Below are 11,738 nucleotides of genomic sequence, written 5' to 3'. Positions count from 1 at the left end.
GGCGAAAAATCCGGAAGCGTAAAACCAGAGCTTTTTGGACATGGATACTGCTCCTCTATGGAGTGATTGATGACATCTTTACTACTTGCGATCTACTGCGTTTCCCCGGCGACTTCAAGCGAAAAAATTGACCTCCCCTCCTTTCTGCGTGAAGCCGGCGGTGTGCAGGCGCCCCTGCACACCACTCAAATTCTTAAGTTTTGTAGTACAATATAAACTAACTTGTGGGATCAGAAGTTCCCAGTTTTTTAGAAAGGGCGCGCAAAACCGCGCCCTTCCGCGATCTACCACTTAATGCGCAAGCTAAATTGCATCTCGCGCGGAGAATCCCAATAGTTGCCGATATCGTTGATTTCCGGTGCTTGCAGACCCAGCGCAACAATATCGACATTGGTAGGCTCTAAGCCCATGATGCCATACTTCTGATAGCGATCGGAATCCCAATCTTCTGGAACCCCACCAATGCTATTCTGGCGCCAGTCCTTCTGGTTGAACAAATTGTAGATCTCCACAGCCACGGTTATGTTCACGCCCGACATATTGCCAAATACCTTCTCGGCATTGAAGTCCGCACGCGTATGGAGGGGACCCTGTCGGAATCCCTGAATACCACCCGTGCTATACGTAAACCTGTTACCCGCGTAGAGATAATACACCAGATTGGAGCGAATATTGCCTAAGGCTTTGCCGCCAAAAGGACCGTAGTTCGCTGGCGTGGCAAATAAGAACGTAATCGAACCAAAACTGCGGCGGTCGGCGGTCAGCGGGGCACGCTCGCCAGATTCCTGGTTGTGCGCCACCGACAGGGTGCCTTCGCCACTTCCCGGATTGCCCGGATGGTTGCCAGCGCGTTCCCAGAATTCCCTGTCTCCATCGTCGTAATGGCCCAGGCTCGTGCGGGCTTCATTGGCGACAAACTGAGCGCCCTCTGACGAATAGTGCGAATACCACGGAATCCACGACCACGCACCACCTCTGCCGTCGAAATTCAATATTCTGGTATGTTGACTCCGCAAATAAATATTCGCCTGTCTTCCATACTGGATGATGTAGTGATCTTCGGGTAACCCTTCGCGACGCGCTTTTTCCCGCAGTGATACGGGTGTCTCTACGCCTGTCGTGGGATCGACATCCCAGGTGTTAAAGTAGTACCCACTGGCTACGAACTGAGAGTCTGGCCATACATCGCGGCGGTGCGCGCTATTGCGACCTCCGTCTGCCCACTGCAGGTTGTAGCCCACATTGAACGAGAACATGTTCGAGAATTTCTTCCGCAAATTGATCTCGAAACCGCGAACATCGCGCCAGTTACCCGGCCCATGGCCTTGAACACCCGTCACATACTGATGGCCCCCTGGATCGATCCACTGCTGTGAGGCGCTTCTGATCTCATTACCCGACGCTTTGTAATAAGTCGTCAGCCCGAGCACGTAATCACCCACAAAGTTCCAGTCCAGGCCCACCTCAAAAGAAGTGGTTTCTTCGGGAGGCAAATACGGAGTACCGTGCCGTGAACCCGAGTCATTGAACTCGTTGAACTGTTCGCCGGGATCAATCGCACCATTGCCATTCAGATCCCTATCCACGGCCTCATTGGACGTGAACTCGTTCATGAACATTTCGTGGAATTGCGGGCGCTGCACAAACCGACCGTAGAAAAAGCGTACGAGGCTCTTTTCCGTAATCGGGTGCGACACGCCAATGCGAGGCTGAACTGCTTTGATCGTGGGACCCTTGGTTGTGGGAATATAGGCGGAACGCGTCATGCCATTCCAAGGTGCCTTAGCACCGTACCAGGCATCGGAGTCTTTGATATAGGTGTTCGGGAAGAAAATCTCGCCCCTCATGCCCGCATTCACAATCATCCCCTCAAACTCGATCTTGTCCTGAATATAGACACCAAAGTCAAGGGGATTGAGGCCCACATTGTTTCCACTGGGCCAGAATGCCGTATCTGTATAGTTCTGGGAGAACCAGCGCAGGCGACGGTGCGTGGGACCATCTGACCACCTCTGCTGATACCAGTTGTTGTAGCGGATCACTTCCACGCCGGCTTTCACAAAGTTCTGCTTGTTCACCTGGCTGGAAAGGTCTGCCTTAAAGCTCACCCGGTTGTAGCTATACATGCTCCAGTTGTGCGTTTCGCGGTAAATCGTGTAGTGCCCTGCCGCATCCTTCACGCTGGAAGAAGTCAGTTTATCATCTACGATAAAGTGGCGATGAAAGCCCGTGGTGTCTCGGTCTGTCGTCGAATAGCCCAGATTCACTTCGTAAAAAGTCTTGGGAGACAGAGAATGCGTCACAGCACCGTAAAACAACGCATCTGTGGTAACGAGGTTACCCGTTGGATTTACGACGTGTAAAAAGATATTTTTACCACTGTTGCGCAAATCCAACCTGCCGCCATCGCTCGGGCCACCAAAGGTCCCTTCACTGCTATTGTAAATCCCCCCTGCTCGCAACTTCAAGCTGGGAGATGCGGAATACGTCAGCTTTGCTGTATTGCGCGTATTCCGGGGCGTGGTCAAATTGGCACTCAACAATGCCGCAGGCTCTTTGCGCCAGACCGTACTGGCAAAAAATGTCACGTCCTGACTCAGAGGACCCGCGATATTGGCATCGATGCGATGTCCCATTTTGCCCGTGTAGTCCAGACGCTTGTGCGCCTGTACGATGTCATTGGAACCATCGCCATCCAGGTCAGCGGGGATCTCGATCTGCTCTGCAACCCAGTCGGGATTATCCCACTTGTTGTTGCCCCGGTGCATGGGCGAATCGTACACATTCGCACCCCAGTGCTTCTGTCCCGAAGGCGTGAATCGATAGTCCAGCATACCGCTGTATGACGAACCACCATCGCGCGTCACCATCGAAACCACACCACCCTGGGCATTGCCATACTCGGCGTTGTAACCACCCGTAATCACCTGAAGTTCCTGAACCGCACTCTTGTTCAGGCTTCGCCCGATACCCGTGCGAGAACCATAGGAGTCGGTCGTTGAAATGCGAACGCCATCCACGATGTATGCCACATGGTCGCGGTCGCCGCCGCGGATCATAATCTCATCGCCTTCGGCATCGATTGAAACACCAGCCTGAAGCTCGATAAAATCACCCATATCGCGCACGATGGGCACGGCTTCCAGATCCTCGGCACTCATGATGTACTTGCTCGTCGTCTTATCTGGCTCAACCGGCGGACGTTCGGCAATCACCGTGATTTCGCCCAATTCCAGAGCTGCTTCCCGAATCTGGAAATCAACCGTCGTCGTCAAGTCAGTTTGAACCCTGATGCCGGTCTGACGCTGTGCATCATAACCCACTAACGAGGCCGTCATTGCATACGTGCCGGGATCGACGAGCAAAATGACAAAAAACCCATCGGGATCGGTGACTGCACCGCGCTGTGTGCCTTCAATCACCACATTGGCACCCGGCAATACTTCACCCGTCTGCGCGTCGCGCACTGTACCCTGCACTTTTCCCGTTGTCGCGGCATGTGAAATACCCGCGCTAACAAGCAAGGACAGTACAACTATTGAAAGTATCTTTTGCATCAATTTTTACCTCCTTTAATCCCAGAAATAGAATTTGAACCCGGCACTCAGATCAAACATCTGAAGCGGAAATGCCTTATCCAGGCCCCACGCATCGCGAGGGCGGAGTTCGCCGAGAATAAAATGATACCGCGCGCGCACATCCAGCGCGATCGTCTGCGTCACGTGCGCTTCCAGCCCCAACCCCAACACCGCGGTCACGGCCGTGCGCGTATCTTCCTGACGGTCAATCACCACCTGGGGCAAAATATCGCCCTGAGCATCCACATTCGTCGCATCTACACCGCTGGCATCGGTCGGACTCTGACCGGGCCAAACAATATTTTCTGCTACGGTCTTGTGATCGTACAAACCACCGCCCGCAACGATATAAGGCGAAAAACTCCCCTCATCCATTGAACGGTCCGCATTAAAAAACCACAACCCGGACAATAGCACACTATTAAAGCGATTCGTGTGCGAACTATTCGGGTTGATATCTTTGCTGCTATATTGCTTGGCTGTCAGAGCCTTGGGGGACCAGGTAAACTCACCGGTTTCCAGAGCGCCACCATCCATATAAGTGTGGTGAAATTCGGCTTCAACAGTCAGGCGAGGGCTACTCACACGACTGGCATTAAGCCCCCATTTATCCACACCACTGCCAAACCTTTCACCAAAGGTGAACAGGGGATTGGTATAGCTGACAAACCCGCCCAGGCCCCACTTACCGGCAACCTGAGCCGAAGACATGCTTGCCGAAGCCAAAACACAGGCAACGACAAAACCTAAAACTTTATACCATCTCAAAGTACTACCTCCTTTCGCAAACTGCGAAAAATGAACGACTTAACAACTTTACTATGCAACGCAAAAAAAATCTATCTCTATTCACCACCTCCTTTTGTTTGTTATCACATCTGAAACATACAACCCAAAAACAGCCATCAAGACATAATAGATTGAAAATTTGTTTCAAAATTGTTTCCAAAAATTCAACTTAATGTAAAAAAAAACTATGCGCTATGCAATCATTTTTTTTAACGGTTAGCGCTCGCTTACATTTCCCTCTAACCGCAACCGCCTTGCCTCCGTGCGGATCTTATCCATCTCCATCTTCATCCGCACGATACCCTCCCAATGCGTATAATCTGGCGAATGGTGATACGCCGCCTTAAACGTAGTCGCGTGATAAAACTTGAACAACCTGAAAAATGCCTGCTCGATCTCCGATGTATTTTCGTACAACTGCTGCCCGCCAAGCTCAAAAGCGTGCCCAACCACCGGATTGGCCGGACGGTCCTCGGGCATGGGCTCCAGCGCACCCTCATCGTACAGCGCCTTAATCACCGCATAAGACTCTGCAACCAGCGCGTCTGCCTCGCGCTTAATCGCATCTGCGCGCTCCAGGCTCTCTCGGGAAAACCGATTGGAATGACACGGCGCACACACCTGCAACATCGCATTTCGATTCGCTTCAAACGCCTCTTTTGTCAAACGCTTCATCGCCAGATGCGGCAAAAAATCATCCTCGAGCACCGCGCCCGTAAACACCGCACCCAACCCGATATTTGCCACATGCCCGTGATCGCCATTGGGCATGTGGCACGTCACGCAACTCGGCGACTTCTCGGCATCTCTATCCGCATAATACAAAACCCCGTGAATACTCGTCTTATACGCCTCCATCACCGGATGGTCCGGGCCGCCGTGACAAACGGCACATGCCTCGGGTTCTCGCGCAAGCGCCGCACTGAATTCATGACTCGGATGACAGGTGTTGCACCCCCCCACGCTGCCATCGGCAAACCGCGCGCCAATACTGTGACACCCCATACACCCCTCTTCTTGCATCGCGCGCGACTGCGCCAAAAAACGCGCATCCGACAACGCGGCCAATTCCGCATCGGCATGCCCGCTCTCTGCAAATGCCTCAACCTCTTCTGCGTGACATTTGCCACACATCCCAGCCGACACCTGCCCTCGAACCGCAAAAACCGTCTCGTGGTTCTCGCCGTGACAATCTGCACACCCCACATTGGCTCGAAAATGGGCACTCTCGCGCCACTGCTTGTCCATACCCGGGTCGATATTCCGATGGCACCCTTCGCACGACTGGTCACTCTGGATGCGCCACAAAAAAACCGGGTGAGCAACAAACCGAACCGCCTCTTCCGGCTGCAACACATAAAACACACCAGAGACGCAAGCCAATACCAGCACACCAACGCCAACAATTTTCATCCAGCGCCTCACAATTCACGCCCTTTCAATTCTCGCAACAAATCGCGTGCCTGCGTATTGCCCGGCTCGCGCGCAATCACGCGCCGCAAAACCGCAACCGCACTATCTCGCTGCCCGCCTATGGCATAAGCCTGTCCCATAAACAACTCCAACCCCTGCGCTTCTGGCTCCAGCACCCACGCCTGTCGATACACAGACAGCGCACCTTCTATATCGCCGCGCTCCTGTAAAACCGTGCCCAGCACAGTAAGCGCGGGAACATAAAAAGGATCGACAATCAACGCATCCAACAAAAGAGATTCCGCAACCTCTAACTCTCCCAAATCAGCCCGAATAAGCCCCTGCATCGCATACACATCAGCACGATTGGCCTGGTATTTCACCGCAACTTCAAAATGAGGCAACGCCTCTGCCAGCATTCCCTGCACATAGACGCGGTGTCCAACGGCAAAAGCAGAATCAGACTTTGCAACCCCCACATCTCGCGCCTGCCTGCCCAAACCAAATAATCCCGCGCCCGCATCCTCCATTTCCAACGCCCTGCGGTATGCCGCGCGCGCCAACGCCCAATCGCCCGACAGCGCGTGTGCCGTACCCCTTTCTACCCAATCGCCTATCGACATCTCGTCCCAATCATAATCATCGCGCACCTCGCCATCGCCCGCCGAAAACGCCAATAACGCGAGTTGCCGAATCGCCGGAACATATCCCGGCGCAACAGCAAGCGCACGGCGATAGGCTTCGATAGCACCTGCGCGATCCCCACTGCCCCACAGCGCATTACCCACAGAGGTATGCAAAACGGGCGAACCCTCGCGCACATCATCAAAAGTTGTCGCAGCATCTGCATAGCGCCCATGATGCAACAGCAATGCACCTGCGCGCAACCGGGAAGTCAAATCGCTCTTCTCCTTGAGCAACGCCCTCATCTGCTCAAAACGCTTCTGTTTTCGCGCCAATCGCGCCAGATCTGCCGCGGTCTCCGGATGCCGGGGGTCTAACTTTGCAACAATCTCAAACTCCCGCCTCGCATCTTCAAAAAGCCCCTGAGCTTCATAGACCTGCCCCAAACTCTCGTGAAAGCCCGGATCGTCGCCCTGCACACCATACACCACATCGCGATGCTCCTCAAGTGCCCGGCGGAACGCATCGCCCGCAGTGGAACCATCCGGCAAATAGCCAATATCCATCAACGCAAACGGCGCTTGCACCCGCACAATGCGCGCCGAATCGGACAACGCATCCAAAAGCGCTGGCAAACCGCGCACATCGCCCAAACGCCCCAGCGAAATCGCCGCCTTCATCCGCACCATCGCATGCGAATCACCCATCGCCTCAACCAGTGCCGGCACCGCACGCGCATCCCCCACCCCCCCCAGCAAAGACGCAGCTGTCGCGCGCCAAACCGCACTCTCACGCCCATCGTTTACCAGCTTCATCAACTGCGCCACACCACCGCCCCTTTGCCCATTCGCAATCGCCGTTGTACGCGCCACAATTTTGTCCTGATAATCGCCATACCACTGCTTTGCCCACGCAGAAGCCCATTGCGCGGACTTATCGTCGTGACACTGATTACACGCATTGGGCACGCCATTGACCACCGTATTTTCCGGCGCGGGAGATGCAATGCGGTGATCCGTCAGATTTTCTCCTGTCACATAGTGATACGGCATGTGACACTGCACGCATTGATTGCCCACACTCCCCGCGCGGTGATGCCCATGCGCGACCGGATCGGCTGCAACATCTTCATGGCACGTCTCGCACAATTCCACGCTATTTCGGTCCGCCACCAGATCGATATCGCGCGCTGTTCCGTGCGCGTCGTGACACGTCGTACACGTCAATTCACCCTGGATATAACACGCACTCATCAAATGCAGAGCCGCGGGATACAAATAAACCCGGGGCTGTCCATCCGAATAAAAAATCGCCTCGTCATCTGGCAACACAAGAGAATAATAATCGTAAAAATTCTCACCCGGCAAATACCCGGTCGCCACAATTTCCTTGGCGGCATGACACTGCGCACACACCTCAACAGACCGTTCCTTATCCAGCGACCGCAATAACAGCAAATGCAGCGGAGCGTCAACTTGCCCGCGCGTCTCGTCGTGTTTGCCCGACGGCCCATGGCACGCCTCGCAATCAATACTCAGACTGCCCACAGTCGTGCGATAAGTCTGGGTAGGCACATCGTAATGCTTTTGCACCCGGCTGGCGTGACAATCAAAACAATGAAAATTCCACGTGCGTCCCGCATTCGTCCAATAATAATAATCTTCTCTCGCCAGAGGCCGCGACTGTTCCACCACGCCTCCTTCCTGTGCATCGACCCAATCATTTGTCGCGCCATCGTGATACAGGGGTAACACCTGCCACCGCCCATTGGGAAAAGCCGTCAAATAAGCCTGATGCTGCCGCTTGCCAATCGCGTAATCCACGCGATAAGTCCCCACGCGCCCATCCTCCCCTTTAGTCTGCATATAATACGCATCCCCCCTGCGAAACATGCGCGAACGCACACCGCCATACACATGGGATACATTGTCAAAATCACCCACAATCGTCGAATCAGCCGGCACAGTCATAGCGACACTGTGCAAACTCTGCCGCCACTCGGCATACTTGTCGGTATGGCAGGCAGCGCACCGTTCCAGCCCCGTAAACCCCGGCTCAGAAACGCGCACCAAATTGGGCACCTCGCGTTCTCGATTGCACGACGCGAACACCAGAATCACCCATAAAATGTGAAATATCCCAAACCGCATAACACGTCCTGTTGATGCGCGAATAAAAAATGTAAACCGTCACCCCCACAAGAGCAACGGCCACCAATGCGATAACCTGGCTTTTTAATACAATTAAGGCTCTCCCCGCGCACACCGAAACCCGATGTAAGCAAATATTTCGGTATCAAACTCTTCGCGCGCCAGAGCCTGCTCTTCCATAATCAAAACCGAACTCCGCACAAACACGCGGATATCGTGTTGCGCCGAAAACCAGCCCCCACCGCGAAGCGTGCGATCTGGCCCATCATCCATACCTGAATTTTCTAAATTCACCGGATTGTGCCTGGGACTATTTGCGTAATACGTATGCTGGTATTCATCCAGCGTCCACTCCCAGACATTGCCCGCCATATCCATCGCGCCATAAGGACTTGCACCATCTGGATAGCTACCCACAGGCATGGGGCCCGAACTGAAATTGAAATTGCACAGCGATTCACTCGCAGGCTCATTGCCCCAGGGAAACACGCGCCCATCCGTGCCCGCAGCGGCCAATTCCCACTGCGCTTCACTCGGCAATTGCAAACCCGCCCAATGGCAATAATCCCGCGCTTGAGACCACAAAACCCCCACTGCCGGCTGATCGGGTTGACCAAACCCCTCTACTCGAAAGTACTGCGGCTCTTCACTTCCCGTGGCTTCAACATAAGCCAAATACTGTGCGTTGGTCACCTCGTATTTATCGATATAAAAAGCGTCGAGCATCACCTCGTGCAGCGGACGCGTATTTGAAGGCCCATCGCTCGACCCCATCGCAAAGGTGCTAACAGGAACAAAAATCTGCACATGCTCCGTGCCCGCAGGCGTCGTCACAACAGATTCTTCAATCACATATTCTGGATCGGCCGCCTTGCTACAAGCCATGATCAATGCAATACCCAAAACGCCGAATCGATAAACCGTTTTTGGTATCATGACGCACTCCATCACGACCAGACAATATAATTGCCCGAATCCACCATAATCCGATGCACATACGTCTCGATCATCGCGTGGTCCCGCTCGTGTTCTGCGGTCTTTAAACTAAAAGGCCGCAACACCGGGATTTGCATCTCTGGATCTGTCCAATCTTGCACATAAACCGAAGAATTCATACCGCTTAACACCACCTGAATATCGGTTATCAAATCATCCGTAAAATGATTGGGCAAATCCCACATTGCAATCTCAGCATCAAAAGTCTGCAAATCAGACACAAACCGCGTCTTGTGACTCTGAACAGTCTCATTAAACGCCCGCTGCAACGCCATACGCCCATCCAAATGCGTACAGGTGCGCACCAGAGGTCCCAAATCTTTGGGACACACCACCGCGTGAACCGTCGTCACCTTCTCATTTTCTCCCGGCACAGCCACAGCCAGCATCTTCTCGACGACGCGAGGGGAAAAACCCGTCAAATTCGGATCGATAAATTGCCGGTGTTCCAATCCTGGCCAGAAAAAATGCTTTCCCACATCCAGGTGCTCGTGCATCTCCAGCAAACCGTGAAACACGCACTCCAGCACAGTATTGCCCGCCGAGACCCCATTTGCCGAATCATTCAAATGCGGCACATCCGACACCTTCAAACTGGACGGCACGAGTTCGACATCAGAAGTCAACTCATAAATGGGCGTCTCCCGCCCGCTCGCCAGCGCGTCAAAAAACGAAATGCGCTCGACCGCCTCTGCCATCGCCCCGGCCAGCACCTGCTGTTTGGAAAGCCCTTTGCCCATCGTGCGAAGCGCAATACCCTCCATCAACGGCCCTTCGTATTTGCGAAACAGCGCCGATTGCACGTAATCCGTATAACAATCGGCGATCCATACCGTATTGTAAAACCGCCGCGCGCGCGCTTGAAACCGACACTTTTTGGACAGCGCCTCCCCGAACCGCTCAATAGTCTCTTCAAACGGAACCGTGCGATCGGCAATAACGATATGATGCGACTCGCTCATTGTGCCCGTGCCCGATTCAAATCTTCAACCGCCTCGGCAAATCGTCCCATTTGCCGAAACGTCTCCGCGCGGAGTTCTAATGCCCATCCATTTTCGGGATCGAGATCCAACGCCCGCGTAAAATCCGAAACCGCTGCCTCAAACTGCCCCAGCATTCGTCGAGACTCCCCGCGATTTGCCCAAATCCACGCATCCCCGTTCTCCAGCATCACCGCCCGGTCAAAATCGACCAGCGACGCCTCGGGATCATTTTCCATCCGCAACGCAACGCCTCGCCCCATAAGCGCCCACAGATGATCGGGAAAAATCTCCAGCGCCCGTGTAAAATCGCGGATTGCCTCCGCACTTCGTCCCAATTGCCGCAACATATCGCCACGCGCGGCCAACAAATCCAGATCATCGGGCGCGACGACGAGTGCGCGGTCAAAATCCAAAAGCGCATCCTCCAATTGACCGATCTCCCACAACACCTCGCCCCGCCCGATCAATGCACCCAGGTGATTGGGCATCGCCTCGAGCGCCTGCCCAAACATCTCCATCGCAGCCTCAGCCTCATCAGCCTGACGGTAGATCTCCGCCCGCCCGGCAAACGCATCTGGATGCCCATTGCCAACTGCAATCGCCCGATCAAAATCGACCGCAGCCGCATCGAACTGTCCCAAATACATCAACACATGCCCGCGGCTAATCAACGCGCCAAAATAATCTGCATCCAGCGCCAAAACCCGATTGAGATCCCCCAAAGCCTCTTCAAACCGTCCCATCTCGCGCAGGGTCTCTCCCCGACTCGCAAGAGCCTGCGTATTTTCCGGATCGAGCGCAACCGCCTTGCCAAAACTGTCTATCGCATCATCAAACTGCCCCATCAACCCGCAGGCAATCGCGCGATTGCTCCACACCCAGGGATCATCTGGCACCAGAGCGATTGCGCGATCAAAATCTGCAATCGCCGCATCAAAACGCCCCAATTGCCCGTATGTAATCCCCCGATGCACAAACACAACGGCATCGCCATCGCGGATTGCAACAGCCGCATCAAAACCCGCAACAGCAGCTTTCAGATCGCCGTTATCGCGATGCGCGATAGCGCGCTGAACCACAGCTTCAAAGTCGTTTAGAGATAGAGACATAAAAGAAAAAAGTGGGAACCACAAAACACCCAAAACGTAAACACAATGTAGATAAACAAAACCCCAAAATCAAGCGCAAACCCCGTGACATTTTGC

General features: G+C 53.9%; 7 protein-coding genes. All 7 read right to left on the bottom strand.

What is annotated here, in order from left to right; translation table 11 throughout:
• Window positions 1-284: 284 nt before the first annotated feature.
• The 7 genes from OXH16_02145 to OXH16_02115 all read right to left on the bottom strand — a co-directional run bounded on the left by OXH16_02145 (window position 285) and on the right by OXH16_02115 (window position 11,612).
• The gene (locus OXH16_02145; GenBank protein MCY3680169.1) at window positions 285-3,557 is read right to left on the bottom strand and encodes a TonB-dependent receptor; all 3,273 of its coding nucleotides are present in this window, start codon (window positions 3,555-3,557) and stop codon (window positions 285-287) included.
• Between the two features lie 15 nt (window positions 3,558-3,572).
• Complete coding sequence (locus OXH16_02140; protein MCY3680168.1) at window positions 3,573-4,346, bottom strand: outer membrane beta-barrel protein; 774 nt, start codon at window positions 4,344-4,346, stop codon at window positions 3,573-3,575.
• Window positions 4,347-4,583: 237 nt separating this feature from the next.
• Window positions 4,584-5,780 carry a multiheme c-type cytochrome gene (locus tag OXH16_02135; GenBank protein MCY3680167.1) on the bottom strand — a complete coding sequence of 399 codons (1,197 nt, stop codon included), beginning with the start codon at window positions 5,778-5,780 and terminating at the stop codon, window positions 4,584-4,586.
• 8 nt (window positions 5,781-5,788) lie between these two features.
• The gene (locus tag OXH16_02130; protein MCY3680166.1) at window positions 5,789-8,554 is read right to left on the bottom strand and encodes an ammonia-forming cytochrome c nitrite reductase subunit c552; all 2,766 of its coding nucleotides are present in this window, start codon (window positions 8,552-8,554) and stop codon (window positions 5,789-5,791) included.
• A gap of 93 nt (window positions 8,555-8,647) precedes the next feature.
• Window positions 8,648-9,490, bottom strand: coding sequence for an SUMF1/EgtB/PvdO family nonheme iron enzyme (locus OXH16_02125; GenBank protein ID MCY3680165.1), 843 nt, complete (start codon window positions 9,488-9,490; stop codon window positions 8,648-8,650).
• Window positions 9,491-9,501: 11 nt separating this feature from the next.
• The gene (locus OXH16_02120; protein ID MCY3680164.1) at window positions 9,502-10,512 is read right to left on the bottom strand and encodes a YcaO-like family protein; all 1,011 of its coding nucleotides are present in this window, start codon (window positions 10,510-10,512) and stop codon (window positions 9,502-9,504) included.
• Complete coding sequence (locus tag OXH16_02115) at window positions 10,509-11,612, bottom strand: tetratricopeptide repeat protein (protein MCY3680163.1); 1,104 nt, start codon at window positions 11,610-11,612, stop codon at window positions 10,509-10,511. The genes OXH16_02120 and OXH16_02115 overlap by 4 nt, the downstream gene beginning before the upstream one ends.
• Window positions 11,613-11,738: the final 126 nt, after the last annotated feature.

The sequence above is a fragment of the Gemmatimonadota bacterium genome (genome assembly GCA_026705765.1).
In the GTDB taxonomy this organism is placed as follows: domain Bacteria; phylum Latescibacterota; class UBA2968; order UBA2968; family UBA2968; genus VXRD01.
The sequence above is the reverse complement of the archived record's forward strand: the minus strand, read 5'-3'. Positions and strand labels throughout refer to the sequence as shown.

Coding starts and splice junctions, on each gene's coding strand:
- OXH16_02125 (MCY3680165.1), bottom strand. CDS start 9,490: ATGATACCAAAAACGGTTTATCGATTCGGCGTTTTGGGTATTGCATTG.
- OXH16_02145 (MCY3680169.1), bottom strand. CDS start 3,557: ATGCAAAAGATACTTTCAATAGTTGTACTGTCCTTGCTTGTTAGCGCG.
- OXH16_02120 (MCY3680164.1), bottom strand. CDS start 10,512: ATGAGCGAGTCGCATCATATCGTTATTGCCGATCGCACGGTTCCGTTT.
- OXH16_02130 (MCY3680166.1), bottom strand. CDS start 8,554: ATGCGGTTTGGGATATTTCACATTTTATGGGTGATTCTGGTGTTCGCG.
- OXH16_02135 (MCY3680167.1), bottom strand. CDS start 5,780: ATGAAAATTGTTGGCGTTGGTGTGCTGGTATTGGCTTGCGTCTCTGGT.